Below are 12,999 nucleotides of genomic sequence, written 5' to 3'. Positions count from 1 at the left end.
CGATTGTGCTGGACGACGGCCAGCCTCAGCAGCCCCATCCGCTGCGCAATGCCCTCTATGCCGCCAGTGGGCATTTTCAGCAGAGCTATGACGCTGCCATGGCCGACGAAGCGCTGCGCCTGAGCTATGTGGCGGTGACCCGTGGGGTCAGTCGGGTGCTGTGGTACACCCGTCAGCCACGGGGGCAGCGGCGATATTGGCGGGCTAAGCAGGTATCGGCTCGGGTGGCGTCGTCTCGTACCCCCATCGAGCGCGGCACAAAGTGAGTGGCCATGCCCGCCATGACGACGCGCACATCGCCACCCTCTCCTTAGCCACTCAGACTTGAAGCAATCGCCTCGCTCAATCCCTGCAGCCGGCGCGATTGCATGGACTGGTCCTCGTATCGAGCATGCAGGAGCAGAAAGCGTGCCGAGGGCAACGCCGGCAGGGCGTCCTGGTCGAGCCGCCGCAGCCCCTGTCCGGCCACCGCGGAAGCATTCAGGCAGGCAATGCCGAGGCCTGCCGTCAGCGCTGCCTGCAGACCTGCCACACCAGAAGCGATATGGCTGATGACATAGGGGATGCCTGCGGCCTCCAGGCGGCTGCACGCCAATCGATGCAGGGAGCAGCCCTCCGGCAACAGGGCCAGGGGCAAGGGTCGCCCTCGCTGCAGCGGATTGCTGTCCAAAGCGCTCACCCAGATCAGTGGCTCCTGGTGCAGGGGTCTGATCTTCACCCTGGGTGCAGTCTTCCGCTCCGACTCAAGGCTCATAACGATGGCCAAGTCCAGCTCGCCCTGGCGCTGGGCAAGCTCGAGCTCGTCGCTCCTGCCAATGCGGGTACGCAGACGCAGCCCCGGCAGTTGTTGATGCAGGCGTGCCAGCAGGCGCGCCAGATCGGCTGGGCGAAAATAATCGGTCACGCCAAGGCAGGCTTCTCCTTCGAGAGGAATCTGGTGGAGATCGCGCCAGGCCGCATCGGCCATCGCCAATAGCGGCCTGGCATGGGCCAGCAATCGCTCCCCTGCGGCCGTCGGTTTTACTCCGCTTTTGCTGCGAATCAACAGGGTATGGCCAGCGCGCTCTTCCAGCTTGCGCAATTGCTCGCTGAGCGCTGATTGCGATAGACAACGCAGCGGTACTGCTGCCGATAGGCTACCGGCGTCAACGGCGGTGACCAGGGTGCGAAGCTGTTCGAGATCGAAGCCGGACATGAGCAGCCATTCCAAAAACCGATGGATTCCATTCTATATTCCTGCTTTTCCGTTGCAAGAACGACCTGCACAGTGATGGCTTCAACCCAGGAGAACTGCCATGCCCCACATTACCCTTCAGCTTTCTGGCGAGCGCGATGAGACCCTCGGTCAACGTGCGGTACTGCTGATCAATGACCTGATCAAAGAGTGTCTGGGAAAACGCCCCGAAGACATGGCCACTACCCTCAACTACATTCCTGACTCGGATTGGTTTCTTGGCGGGCAGTCGTTGGCGACGCTGGGCGGCAGCGCCTTCCACCTCGACATCAGCATCACCGACGAGACGAATACCAAGGGCGAAAAGGCGCGTTTCCTTCACCAAGTCCAGGCAGCCATGGCGACGCTCAGGCCCGACCTTCACCACCTCTGCTATGTGCATCTGATCGACGCGCGCGCCACAGCCTATGGTTTTGGCGGCCGGAGTCAGGAATGGCGACACCAGCAAGTCGGGGTCTGATTCCACAGCTGGCTGCCGCCCTTCCCCCGGGCGGCAGCCAGTCCGCCCGCTACTCGATCACGTCGAAATCCTTGAGGTGCTCTTCGGACAGCTCCAGGCCCAGTCCAGGCGTGTCATCGTCCAGCTGCAGGTAGCCACCGACCGGCTGGGGTTCGCCCTTGAAGACGTAGTAGAAGAGTTCGTTGCCCACCTCCACGTCGAATACCGGGAAGAACTCGGCCATGGGCGAAGCGGTGCTGGCCATGGTCAGGTGGTAGTTGTGCATCTGCCCGGCATGGGGGATGACCGGCACCGACCAGGCTTCGGCCAGGGCGTTGATCTTGCGCGCGGCGGTGATGCCACCCACACGGTTGGTGTCGTATTGGATGACGTCCACGGCGCGGCGCTCGAGCAGGTCCTTGAAGCCGTAGGAGGTGAATTCGTGCTCGCCGCCGGAGATGGGCAGGATGCCCATCTTCTTGAGTTCGACGTAGCCTTCGATGTCATCGGCGATGACCGGCTCTTCCAGCCAGCGCGGTTCGAATTCGGCCAGTTTGGGCAGCATGCGACGGGCGTATTCCAGAGTCCAGCCCATGTAGCACTCCAGCATGATGTCGACGTCGGGACCGGCCAGCTCGCGCAGGGCGCGCACCTGGTCGAGATTGCGCCGCATGCCGGCGGGGCCGTCCTTGGGACCGTAGCCAAATCTCATCTTGAGGGCGTCGAAGCCCTGGTTGAGATAGCCCTGGGCCTCTTCCAGGAACAGATCCAGATTGTCGTTGGCGTAGAGCTTGGAGGCGTAGCAGGGAATCTTTTCCTTGGTGCGACCGCCCAGCAGCTTGAACACCGGCTTGTTCACCGCCTTGCCCATCAGGTCCCAGAGCGCCAGGTCGACGGCGGAGATGGCGGCCATGCCGATGCCCTTGCGGCCCCAGGCGTGGGTGCGGCGATACATCTTCTGCCAGAGGTATTCGTTGTCGAAGGGATCCTGGCCCATGACGATGGGGGTCAGGTACAGATCGATGATCTCCTTGGCCACTCGCGGCGCCAGGGCGCAATTGCCCAGACCGACCAGGCCGCTGTCGGTTTCGATCTCCACCACCAGCCAGCCGTGGAAGCGAAACGAGCCCATGGCGTCGCCGCGTTCATAGAGGATGTCGGTGGCATTGGTACAGAAGTGCGCCTGGGGCGGGACGACCTTGCCTTTCCATTCGAAGACGCGGGTGCGGACGCTGGTGATTTTCATCGGACTTTCCTTTTTTCGAGCATGAGTCAGGCCGGCCGGCTCCACGAGCCGGTTCGGCGAATTCAGGTAGCGCCTGGAGCGCCCCAGTAGCTATCAGTGGCGAGACGCGCCCAGGCGACAGGCGATCTCGAAGGCCTGACGGGTCGCGCCGACGTTGGCGCGACCCTGGCCGGCGATGTCGAAGGCGGTACCGTGGGCGGGCGTGGCGATGGGAATGGGCAGGCCACCCTGCACCGTCACTCCGCGGGAAAAGCCCATCAGCTTGATCGCGATCTGGCCCTGGTCGTGGTACATGGTCACCACGGCATCGAAGGCGCGGTTATCGCCCTGGACCTTGAGAAAGATGGTGTCCGCCGGATAGGGACCGTCGGCGGCGATGCCCAGCGCCTTCGCGCGCTCCACGGCCGGGCCGATGAGGTCGAGCTCCTCGCGGCCGAAGCTGCCGTTGTCGCCATTGTGCGGATTGAGTCCACAGACACCGATGCGCGGCCGGGCCAGGCCGCTGCGTTTGAGTTCGTTGTCGATCAGCTGGATGGCTTCGATCACCCGCTCCTGGCTGAGCAGGCCGGGGACGTCCTTGAGCGCGACATGGGAGGTCACCCGCGAGGTCCAGAGGTCGTCGAGCACGTTGAATTCGCAGAATGGCCCCTGGTAGCCCAGGTGCTCGGCGAACCAGTGCAGCTCGTCGTTATGGCCCATGCCCGCCAGGTGCAGCGAGGTCTTGTTCAGCGGACCGAAGAGGATGGCGTCGGTGTGGCCGGCCCGGGTCAGGTCGAGGGCGACGGCCAGGGTGTCCAGACTGTAGCGGCCACCGACGGCGCTGGCCTCGCTGCGCGGGAAGGCGCCCTCGGCGGCGCCACGGTAGGGATACAGCAGGGGTATGTCGTCCTGGAAATCGAGGGCATCCAGGCTGTCGATGCGGCGACAGGGGTACTCGCAACCGGCGATGCGCATGCCGGCGCGCGCCTCTTCCTCGTCGGCAATCAGCACCATGCGGGCGCGACTGCGCACCTCGGGATCGGCCAGCAGGCGGGCGATCAGCTCGGGACCGATGCCGGCCGGGTCGCCCAGCACCAGGGCCAGGCGGGGAAGCGGGGAGTTGCTCATGCGGAAGTCCTCAGGTAGGTGTCCAGGCGGATGACGTCGGCCACCGGGCGATACAGGCGCCGGGCGGTATCGTGGAAAAGCCGGCGCTGCGCCGTGGCAGGCAGCTCGGCCACCAGGCGCTTGAAGCCGCCGATGATGGTGTCGTAGCTGCCGCACAGGCGGTCGACGGGAAAGTTGCTGGCGAACATGGCCCGCTCGGCACCGAAGACGGCGATGGCCTCGCGGACGATCCAGGCGTTGTCCTCGGCGCGCCACGGCTGGCCGGCGAGGCCCAGGCCGGAGATCTTCAGCGCCACGTTGGGCCATTCGGCGAGGCGGGCCAGGGCAGCGCGCCAGGCGGCCAGACCTTCGGCGCTGCGATCGGACGGCAGCCCCGTGTGGTTGAGGATCAGCTGGGTAGCCGGGAAGTCCCGCGCCAGGCGACAGGCTTCGTCGAGATTCCACCAGGGCGTCTGCAGATCGAAGTGCAGGCCATGGCGCTGCAATTCGGCATAGCCCCGGCGCCAGCTGTCGTCACTCATCAGGGTACGCTGGCTGCCGACGTCTTCGGGACGCGCCGGACCACCGGGCTTGTGTCTCACGCTGCGCACCCGTTCGAAGGCGGCCTGGGCGGCGAGCAGCTCGGCGGCGTCTTCGGCATCCAGCCAGGCCTGGGCGACCACCGCATTGGGCACGCCATGGCGGCGCGCCAGGTCGTGAATGTAGCGGGTCTCACCCAGGGGATCGCGGGGATCCCACTCGGTCTCGACATAGACGGTCTGGACCACGTCATGGCCCGCCGCGTCAGCGAAATAGTGCTCCGGCAGATAGTCGCCCCTGATGGAGCTGTAATCACCATAGCGAAACGGGATGGTTTCCGCACCGGACAGCCAGGGGTGAAAATTGCGCCCGGGCTCCCAGAAGTGATGATGGGCATCGACGATGGGTCCGCTGTAGAGCTCAGTCATGGGCCAGCTCCTGGGTGTCCAGGGCGATCAGCAGGGTGCCGAGGATGAACAGGCCGGAGCAGAGGGCGAAGAAGCCCAGCACCGCCGGGTAGCCACCCAGGTGCTGCAGCAGCAGGCCGACCAGGATGGGCACGGCGATGCCACCCAGGCTGCCGGCCAGATTCATCACCCCACCGATCAGGCCGACCCGTGCCGGCGCGGCCAGCAGTGCCGGAAAGCTCCAGTAGAGGCTGCCCCACATGAGGAAGAAGGCGGTGAGCGACAGCAGCGCCACGGCGGCATAGGGATCGGTCAGCCGCGGCAGCAGCAGGAAGGCTGCCAGCGCCACCAGGCCGGAGCAGGACAGCAGCCCCTTGGCGGCGAGGCCACGGCGCACGCCCTTGCGCACCAGCAGGTCGCAGAGGAAGCCACCGACCAGGGAGCCGGCCGCCCCGCAGAGAAAGATGACGAAGGTGGCGGCGCCTATGCCCTTGATGTCGAAGCCACGGGCCTGGGCCAGATAGCTGGGGCCCCAGGTCAGCAGGCCGAAGAACACCATGGCCCAGCTGGCGCGACCGATGAGGATGCCGGCCAGGGAGCGGCGGGCGATGCCCAGGCCCCGGGCGCCAGCCTTGGCGGCCTGGGCCATCGAGGTGGTGCGACCTTCGTTGATGCGCGCCAGCTCGGCGGCATTGACTCCGGGGTGGGCGGCCGGGTCGTCCCTCAGGTAGCGCCAGGCAAGCCAGGCCATGGCTAGTGTGGCGATACCGGCGACGAAGAAGGCGGTGCGCCAGGAGCCGAAGACGGCGATCAGGTAGGCGATGAGCAGACCGCCCAGGGCGACGCCCAGCGGTCCGCCGCAATCCATCAGTACCGCGCCACGCCCACGTTCGCTGGAGGCCAGCCAGAGGGAGTTGAGCTTGCCACCCGCCGGAAACAGCGGCGCCTCGGCGGCGCCCAGGGCGACCCGGGCGAAGATCAGCGACAGCCCGCCGGTGGCGAAGGCGGCGAGGGTCTGGAAGACGCCCCAGAGGCCGGTGGACCAGCCGATCACCCGGCGCGGGCCATAGCGGTCGATCAGCCAGCCACCGGGAATCTGCAGCAGCGCATAGGCCCAGAAGAAGCTGCTGAGAATCAGGCCCTGCATGGCCGGCGTCAGCTGGAATTCGCGGGCGATGGTGGGCATGGCGATGGACAGCGACACGCGGTCCACCAGGTTGATGACGGTCAGGCCGAAGATGATGGCGAAGATGCGCCAGCGGACGCGGGAAGCCTGCAGCGCCGTCGGCACGGCGGCATCGGCAAGGCGTGATGAGCGGGACGTCGAGAGCATGGCGTGGACCCCTGGGATTCTTGTTATGGGTGTTCAGCTGCCGGCTGGCGAGATCGACTATCGGACCCAGATCGATAACCGTCTAATCAAATCTACGCATAGGTGTATAGCCCCAGGATATAGGTCGACCGTGTCTACTCGCTGTAGCCCTTGTGCCATGCGGCCCGGGACAAGGAGTCATCGGAGACATAACCTCAGGCTATCGGTGCATGCCTTATTTTGAGTGGTCAGGCTTGCCCAGGACTGCGCACACTCGGCCCACCCAAAACAACGACAAGAAAGAGGTAGTCCCATGCGCAGCATCTCTCTGCTCGCCGCCCTCCCCCTGTGCCTGGCCGCTGCGGTGTCTCCCGTGGCCCAAGCCGCCTGGCAGCCCGAGGGCAAGGTGGAAATCGTCGTCGCCGGCGGCCCCGGTGGCGGCACCGACCAGCTCGGTCGGCTGATTCAGTCGATCATCACCCAGCACAAGCTGCTCGACGCCAGCACCGTGGTGATGAACAAGGGCGGCGGCAATGGCGCCGAGGCCTTCCTGGAGATGAAGCTGGCCAAGGGCGAGGCGGACAAACTGGTCATCGCCACCAACAACGTCTATCTGCTGCCGCTGACCGCCAAGCTCGGCTACCAGCTCGCCGACCTCACCCCGGTGGCGGCCATCGCCGAAGACGATTTCATTCTCTGGAGCTACGCCGACGCGCCCTGGAAAGACGCCCGTGGCTACATCGAAGCCATCAAGCAGGATCCCGCCGGCAAGCGCATGGGGGGCAGCCAGTCCAAGGACGTCGATCAGACGCTGACCCTGCTGCTCAATCGCACCGAAGGTACCAAGCTCACCTACATCCCCTTCAAGAGCGGCAGCGAGGCGGCGACCCAGCTGGCCGGCAAGCACATCACCTCCAACGTCAACAATCCCAGCGAGAGCCTGAGCCAGTGGCGTGGTGGGCAGGTGGTGCCGCTCTGCGTGTTCAGCCAGACGCGCATGGCCTATACCGCCAAGGTCACCGAGACCCAGGCCTGGTCCGACGTGCCCACCTGCAAGGAGCAGGGCCTGGGCATCGATCAATACCGCTTCCCGCGTACCGTGCTGCTGCCCGGCGGCGTCAGCGACGAACAGCGCGCCTTCTATGTGGAGCTCTTGCGCAAGGTCAGCCAGACACCGGAGTTCAAGGCCTACATCGAGCGCAATGCCCTGGTGCCGACCTTCCTCGAAGGCCAGGCGCTGCAGGACTACATCGCCCAGGACAGCGCCCGGGTCACCCCGGTGTTCGAGGCCGCGGGCTGGCTCAAGCGCTGATTGGCGCATCGACACAGGAGAGACGGCCATGGCCGGAGATTCCCTGATCACCACCCGCTGGGTGGAGCTGGGCCTGGCGGCCTTTACCGCCGGACTCGGTGGCATCGTGATGATTGGCAGTCTGGAACAGGGTATCGGCTGGGGCGATGCCGGCCCCGAGCCGGGCTACTTCCCCTTCTACATCGGCCTGCTGCTGAGCCTGGCCAGCCTGGCCACGGCGCTGCAGACCCTGTGGCGCTGGCAGGCGTTGCGCACCGGCTTCGTCGAGCGCGCCGCCTTCGGCCAGGTGCTGCGGGTGTTTCTGCCGATGCTGGCCTTCGTCGTCGCCCTGCCCCTGCTGGGCCTCTATCTGACGGCCTTCCTGTTCATCGCCTGGTTCATGGCGCGGGATCGCCAGCGGCAAAGGCGTTACGGCGTCTGGCAGATCCTCGCCATCGCCGGCGGCGTGAGCCTCGCCAGCTATCTGATCTTCGCCCTCTGGTTCAAGGTGCCGCTGGATGCCGGGCCCCTGGCCGACCTCGCCCGCCTGCTGAGGAGCCTGTCATGAGCGAATTCGATTCCCTGATGCACGGGATGGGCCTGATCCTGTCCTTCCATCACATCGCGCTGATGGTGATCGGCGTGCTGCTCGGCATCCTGGTCGGAGTGCTGCCCGGCCTGGGCGCGCCCAATGGCGTCGCCCTGCTGCTGCCGCTGACCTTCACCATGAGCCCGACCTCGGCCATCATCCTGCTCTCCTGCATGTACTGGGGTGCGCTGTTCGGCGGCTCCATCACCTCGATCCTGTTCAACATCCCGGGGGAACCCTCGTCGGTGGCCACCACCTTCGACGGCTATCCGCTGGCCCGCCAGGGCCGCGCGGGCGAGGCCCTGACCGCGGCCTTCACCTCGGCGCTGCTGGGCGCCCTGGTCGGGGTGATGCTGCTGACCTTCCTCTCCAGCCGTATCGCCGCCTTCGCCATGGAATTCAGCTCGCCGGAATTCTTCGCCGTCTACCTGCTGGCCTTCTGCACCTTCATCGGCATGAGCAAGAATCCGCCATTGAAGACGGTGGCAGCCATGATGATCGGCTTCGCCATGGCGGCGGTGGGCATGGATACGGTGTCGGGCAATCTGCGCCTGACCTTCGACCAGCCGGCACTGCTGTCGGGCATCAGCTTCGAGGTGGCGGTAATCGGCCTGTTCGGCATCGGCGAGATTCTCTGCACCGTGGAGGAAGGCCTGGTCTTTCGTGGCGAGCAGGCGCGCATCACCCTGCGCACCGTGCTCGGCACCTGGAAACAGCTGCCGCGCTACTGGCTGACCTGGCTGCGCAGCGCCCTGGTCGGCTGCTGGATGGGTGTGACGCCCGGTGGCCCTACCGCCGCCTCCTTCATGAGCTACAGCCTGGCGCGACGCTTTTCGAAGAACCGCGACGGCTTCGGCAAGGGCGAACTGGAAGGGGTGATCGCCCCGGAGACCGCGGACCACAGCGCCGGCACCAGCGCCCTGCTGCCGATGCTGACGCTGGGCATCCCCGGCTCCGCCACCGCTGCGGTGATGCTCGGCGGCCTGATGATCTGGGGCCTGCATCCGGGGCCGACCCTGTTCACCGAACAGCACGATTTCGTCTGGAGCCTGATCGCCAGCATGTACCTGGGCAACGTGGTCAGCCTGATCGTGGTGCTGGCGACGGTGCCGCTGTTCGCCGCCATTCTGCGGATCCCCTTCTGCATCATCGCGCCGATCATCTTCACCGTCTGCGTGATCGGCGCCTACTCGGTGCACAACAGTCTGTTCGACGTCTGGCTGATGCTCGGCTTCGGCATCCTCGGCTATGCCTTCAAGAAGCTCGGCTATCCCATCGCCCCGCTGGTGCTGGCGGCGGTGCTGGGTGACAAGGCCGAGGACGCCTTCCGCCAGTCGATGCTGTTCTCCGACGGCCAGCTGGGCATCTTCTGGTCCAACCCGCTGGTGGGCAGTCTGACCACCGCGGCGCTGCTGATGCTCTGCTGGCCGTTGCTGGCGCGGGGACTGCAGGCGCTGCGCCCGGGCCAGCCGCGGGTCAAGGTACGGCCGTTGTGAATGCCCCGGCCTGGCACGGACGCACCCCACCGACGCCAGGCCTGGACGCTTGCGCTACCCTAGCCGGCTTCCCGGTACCCAGGTCCGCCAGCATGACGCGTATTCCCGATGCCCATACCATCCACAGCCGTCTGCGCCTGCGCCAGTTGCGCCTGGTGCTGGCGCTGGCGGAATTCGGCTCGCTGCGCCGCGCCGCCGACGACATCGGCATGACCCAGCCGGCCGCCACCAAGATGCTCCACGAGATCGAGAGCCTGCTGGGCGTGGGGCTGTTCGAGCGACTGCCGCGGGGCATGCGCGCCACGGCCTTTGGCGAGACGGTGATCTACTACGCGCGGATGGTCTTCGCCGAACTCTCGGGCATGCGCGAGGAGCTGGTCGCGCTGGAATCGGGCAATCTCGGCCGGGTCGCGGTAGGCGCCATCCCGGCGCTGGCATCGGGGCTGCTGACCCGTACCATCGCCACGCTCAAGCAGAGTCATCCGCGCCTGTCCATGTCGATCCAGGTGGATACCAGCGACGTGCTGGTCCAGGCGCTGCTGCAGGACCAGCTGGACGTGGTCCTGGGGCGCATCCCCACCGGCGCCCGCGCCGAGGAACTGCTGTTCGACAGCCTCGGCGAAGAGGTGCTCTGCGTGATCGCCGGCGCCCAGAATCCCCTGGCCCAGGCCACCCACCTCACCTGGGGCGAATTGCAGGAACACACCTGGGTGCTGCAGCAGCACCCCAGCCCGATGAGGGCGATCATCAACCAGGCCTTCCACGATGCCCGCGTCGATATCCCCGGCAGCATCGTCGAGACCACCTCCATCATGACCCTGCTGGCGCTGGTGCAGCAGACCGACATGCTCGGCGTGACGCCGCTGTCGGTAGTCAACGACTACCCCGGTCGTCACCTGCTGGCGGTGCTGCCCATCGCCTTCGAGCCGCGGCTGCCGCCCTATGGATTGATCCGTCGCCGGCACCGGGTGCAGTCCTCGGCCATGCAGACCTTCATGGTGGCGGTGCGCAGCGAGCATGGGCGGCTGAAGCACGACGACGGCTGAGCCTCCAACTCAGGCTGACCTGCAACGCCCATCGATTGCCCCACTCACCCCGCTTGGGCATAGTGAACCGGCCTGCCAGACACCGGAGTCACCTACCATGGCCGTCCTGTCGCCCCTCGCCCGCCCCGCTGCCTGCCGGGGTCGCCCATGACCCAGCGCACCATGCTGCTCACCGGCGCCAGTCGCGGGATCGGTCACGCCACCGTCAAACTGTTCCGCAACCTGGGCTGGCGTCTGCTCACCGTCTCCCGCCAGCCGTTCTCCGAGGAATGCGCCTGGCCGGAAGCCCGCGACGCACACATCCAGGCCGATCTCGCCGACCTCTCCCAGATCGATCGCCTGGTCGCCACCGTCCGCGAGCGCCTGCCGAGCGGCAAGCTGCACGCGCTGGTCAACAACGCGGGGATCTCGCCCAAGGGAACTGACGGCAGCCGCCTCGGCGTGCTGGCCTCGGATGCCGAAACCTGGACCCAGGTGCTCAACGTCAACCTGGTCTCCACCGCCCTGCTGGCCCGCGCCCTGCTACCCGAGCTGGAAGCGGCGCAAGGCAGCATCGTCAACGTCACCTCCATCGCCGGCTCCCGGGTGCATCCCTTCGCCGGCGTCGCCTATGCCGCCTCCAAGGCGGGCCTGGCCGCCCTCACCCGCGAACTGGCCCATGAGTTCGGCCCCCGTGGCATCCGCGCCAACGCCATAGCACCGGGCGAGATCGCCACCTCCATCCTCTCGCCCGGTACCGACGGTCTGGTGGAAGCCGAGGTCCCGCTCAAGCGCCTGGGCACCCCCGACGAAGTGGCCGAGACCATCTATTTTCTCTGCAGCGAACGCTCCTGCTACATCAACGGCGCCGAGATCCATATCAATGGCGGTCAGCACGTCTAGGTAGCGCTGTCGCTCAGGGCAGCCCTCCTGGATTCATGGCGGGCCGCTTGAACCACCTTGCCCGCTAGCTGCAGAGGACGCCGGGCAAGACACCCGCTGTCCTAAACCCACCAATAATGTTATGTTATAACGTGTGTAAAAGATCCAATCATCCTGGTCCAGGGATGCCCCGCCCTGCGACCTCCCTTAGCCGTGACGACCATGACCGCCCAAGCCAGCCTCCCCAGCAAGAAACTCCCTGTCACCGTGCTGTCCGGCTTTCTCGGCGCCGGCAAGACCACCCTGCTCAACCACATCCTCAACAACCGCGAAGGCCGGCGGGTGGCGGTCATCGTCAACGACATGTCCGAGGTCAACATCGACGCCGCCCTGGTCCGCGACGGCGGCGCCGAGCTGTCGCGCACCGAGGAGAAGCTGGTGGAGATGAGCAACGGCTGCATCTGCTGCACCCTGCGCGAAGACCTGCTGCTGGAAGTCGAACGCCTCGCCCGCGATGGCCGCTTCGATCAGCTGGTCATCGAATCTACCGGGATCTCCGAGCCGCTCCCCGTGGCCGAGACCTTCACCTTCGCCGGCGAAGACGGGCGCTGCCTCGGCGATGTCGCCCAGCTCGACACCCTGGTCACCGTGGTGGATGCCTTCAATTTTCTGCGCGACTACGCCTCCAGCGACCTCCTGGAGTCCCGCGGTGAGTCCCTGGGCGAGGAAGACGAACGCACCGTGGTCGACCTGCTGATCGAGCAGATCGAATTCTGCGACGTCCTGGTGGTGAACAAGCTGGACCTGGTCGAGCCGGCGGAACGTGATCGCCTGCTGGCCATCCTGCGCAGCCTCAATCCCCGCGCGCGGCTGGAGCTGACGAGCTTTGGCGCCGTGCCCCTGGAGCGGGTGCTGCAGACCGGCCTGTTCGACTTCGACAAAGCTGCCCAGGCGCCGGGCTGGCTGCAGGAGCTGCGCGGCGAACACCCCCCGAGACCGAGGAATACGGCATCTCGAGCTTCGTCTATCAGGCGCGCCGCCCCTTCCACCCCGAACGCTTCTTCGCCCTGGTCGAGCAGGAATGGCCCGGCGTGATCCGCTCCAAGGGCTATTTCTGGCTGGCAAGCCATCCCGCCCATGCCGGCACCTGGTCCCAGGCCGGCGCCGTGGCTCGCCATGGCGTGGCTGGGCGCTGGTGGGCCGCGGTCCCCCCGAACAGTGGCCAGAGGATGAAGAAACCGTCGCCCTGATCAAGGAGAAATGGCACGAGGGCGTCGGCGATGCCCGCCAGGAACTGGTACTCATCGGCATGGACATGGACGAACCCTCCCTGCGCGCCCAGCTGGACGCCTGCCTGCTGACCGACAGCGAACTCGCCGGCGGTCCCTCGGCCTGGACGCACCTGCACAACCCCTTCAGCGACTGGCCCCAGGCCGCCGATCCCCACTGAAT

Annotated in this window: 12 protein-coding genes and 1 pseudogene (1 of these 13 only partly in view); 8 read left to right on the top strand and 5 right to left on the bottom strand. The window is 66.3% G+C overall.

All coding sequences use genetic code 11. The features are described 5' to 3' along the window. Positions 1-266, top strand: partial view of a UvrD-helicase domain-containing protein gene (locus BGI51_RS17600; protein ID WP_252977113.1) — the 3' end only. 1,441 nt of this gene lie to the left of the window's left edge; the window shows 266 of its 1,707 coding nt (coding positions 1,442-1,707); its start codon lies off the left edge, out of view; it ends in the stop codon at positions 264-266. Between the two features lie 44 nt (positions 267-310). Here BGI51_RS17600 and BGI51_RS17595 read toward each other — a convergent pair whose 3' ends face one another. Further along, positions 311-1,195 (bottom strand): LysR family transcriptional regulator, encoded by an 885-nt coding sequence (locus BGI51_RS17595; RefSeq protein WP_187979166.1) that lies wholly within the window; start codon positions 1,193-1,195, stop codon positions 311-313. Positions 1,196-1,295: 100 nt separating this feature from the next. Here BGI51_RS17595 and BGI51_RS17590 point away from each other — a divergent pair, with 100 nt between their 5' ends. Next, a complete protein-coding gene (locus BGI51_RS17590; protein ID WP_187979165.1) occupies positions 1,296-1,694 on the top strand; it encodes a tautomerase family protein in 399 nt (132 codons plus the stop codon). A gap of 49 nt (positions 1,695-1,743) precedes the next feature. Here BGI51_RS17590 and BGI51_RS17585 read toward each other — a convergent pair whose 3' ends face one another. From BGI51_RS17585 to BGI51_RS17570, 4 genes are all read right to left on the bottom strand, one after another. Beyond that, positions 1,744-2,919 (bottom strand): L-rhamnonate dehydratase, encoded by a 1,176-nt coding sequence (locus tag BGI51_RS17585; RefSeq protein ID WP_187979164.1) that lies wholly within the window; start codon positions 2,917-2,919, stop codon positions 1,744-1,746. A 93-nt stretch (positions 2,920-3,012) separates the two neighbouring features. Beyond that, positions 3,013-4,026 (bottom strand): 4-hydroxythreonine-4-phosphate dehydrogenase PdxA, encoded by a 1,014-nt coding sequence (locus BGI51_RS17580; RefSeq protein ID WP_187979163.1) that lies wholly within the window; start codon positions 4,024-4,026, stop codon positions 3,013-3,015. Next, positions 4,023-4,973, bottom strand: a complete 951-nt coding sequence (locus BGI51_RS17575) for an amidohydrolase family protein (RefSeq protein WP_187979162.1) — start codon at positions 4,971-4,973, stop codon at positions 4,023-4,025. Before BGI51_RS17575 ends, BGI51_RS17580 begins: the two co-directional genes overlap by 4 nt. Further along, positions 4,966-6,285, bottom strand: coding sequence for an MFS transporter (locus tag BGI51_RS17570; protein ID WP_187979161.1), 1,320 nt, complete (start codon positions 6,283-6,285; stop codon positions 4,966-4,968). Before BGI51_RS17570 ends, BGI51_RS17575 begins: the two co-directional genes overlap by 8 nt. Before the next feature lie 292 nt (positions 6,286-6,577). Here BGI51_RS17570 and BGI51_RS17565 point away from each other — a divergent pair, with 292 nt between their 5' ends. The 6 genes and pseudogenes from BGI51_RS17565 (at position 6,578) to zigA (ending at position 12,997) form a co-directional block, all read left to right on the top strand. Next, a complete protein-coding gene (locus BGI51_RS17565) occupies positions 6,578-7,576 on the top strand; it encodes a tripartite tricarboxylate transporter substrate binding protein (RefSeq protein ID WP_187979160.1) in 999 nt (332 codons plus the stop codon). Between the two features lie 28 nt (positions 7,577-7,604). Then, a complete protein-coding gene (locus BGI51_RS17560; protein ID WP_187979159.1) occupies positions 7,605-8,123 on the top strand; it encodes a tripartite tricarboxylate transporter TctB family protein in 519 nt (172 codons plus the stop codon). Then, on the top strand, positions 8,120-9,640 hold the full coding sequence (locus tag BGI51_RS17555) for a tripartite tricarboxylate transporter permease (protein ID WP_187979158.1): 1,521 nt from the start codon (positions 8,120-8,122) through the stop codon (positions 9,638-9,640). Before BGI51_RS17560 ends, BGI51_RS17555 begins: the two co-directional genes overlap by 4 nt. A gap of 92 nt (positions 9,641-9,732) precedes the next feature. After that, on the top strand, positions 9,733-10,686 hold the full coding sequence (locus BGI51_RS17550) for a LysR family transcriptional regulator (RefSeq protein WP_187979157.1): 954 nt from the start codon (positions 9,733-9,735) through the stop codon (positions 10,684-10,686). A gap of 147 nt (positions 10,687-10,833) precedes the next feature. After that, positions 10,834-11,568 carry an SDR family NAD(P)-dependent oxidoreductase gene (locus BGI51_RS17545; protein ID WP_133859208.1) on the top strand — a complete coding sequence of 245 codons (735 nt, stop codon included), beginning with the start codon at positions 10,834-10,836 and terminating at the stop codon, positions 11,566-11,568. Between the two features lie 201 nt (positions 11,569-11,769). Next, positions 11,770-12,997: pseudogene (gene zigA, locus BGI51_RS17540) on the top strand (zinc metallochaperone GTPase ZigA). Positions 12,998-12,999: the final 2 nt, after the last annotated feature.

Source organism: Pseudomonas oryzihabitans (genome assembly GCF_014522265.1).
Lineage (GTDB): Bacteria > Pseudomonadota > Gammaproteobacteria > Pseudomonadales > Pseudomonadaceae > Chryseomonas > Chryseomonas aestiva.
The sequence above is the reverse complement of the archived record's forward strand: the minus strand, read 5'-3'. Positions and strand labels throughout refer to the sequence as shown.

Excerpts from the sequence above, each read along its gene's own strand:
- BGI51_RS17545 (WP_133859208.1), top strand. The coding sequence starts at position 10,834 with ATGACCCAGCGCACCATGCTGCTCACCGGCGCCAGTCGCGGGATCGGT.
- BGI51_RS17560 (WP_187979159.1), top strand. The coding sequence starts at position 7,605 with ATGGCCGGAGATTCCCTGATCACCACCCGCTGGGTGGAGCTGGGCCTG.
- BGI51_RS17555 (WP_187979158.1), top strand. The coding sequence starts at position 8,120 with ATGAGCGAATTCGATTCCCTGATGCACGGGATGGGCCTGATCCTGTCC.
- BGI51_RS17550 (WP_187979157.1), top strand. The coding sequence starts at position 9,733 with ATGACGCGTATTCCCGATGCCCATACCATCCACAGCCGTCTGCGCCTG.
- BGI51_RS17585 (WP_187979164.1), bottom strand. The coding sequence starts at position 2,919 with ATGAAAATCACCAGCGTCCGCACCCGCGTCTTCGAATGGAAAGGCAAG.
- BGI51_RS17595 (WP_187979166.1), bottom strand. The coding sequence starts at position 1,195 with ATGTCCGGCTTCGATCTCGAACAGCTTCGCACCCTGGTCACCGCCGTT.
- BGI51_RS17570 (WP_187979161.1), bottom strand. The coding sequence starts at position 6,285 with ATGCTCTCGACGTCCCGCTCATCACGCCTTGCCGATGCCGCCGTGCCG.
- BGI51_RS17575 (WP_187979162.1), bottom strand. The coding sequence starts at position 4,973 with ATGACTGAGCTCTACAGCGGACCCATCGTCGATGCCCATCATCACTTC.
- BGI51_RS17565 (WP_187979160.1), top strand. The coding sequence starts at position 6,578 with ATGCGCAGCATCTCTCTGCTCGCCGCCCTCCCCCTGTGCCTGGCCGCT.
- BGI51_RS17580 (WP_187979163.1), bottom strand. The coding sequence starts at position 4,026 with ATGAGCAACTCCCCGCTTCCCCGCCTGGCCCTGGTGCTGGGCGACCCG.
- BGI51_RS17590 (WP_187979165.1), top strand. The coding sequence starts at position 1,296 with ATGCCCCACATTACCCTTCAGCTTTCTGGCGAGCGCGATGAGACCCTC.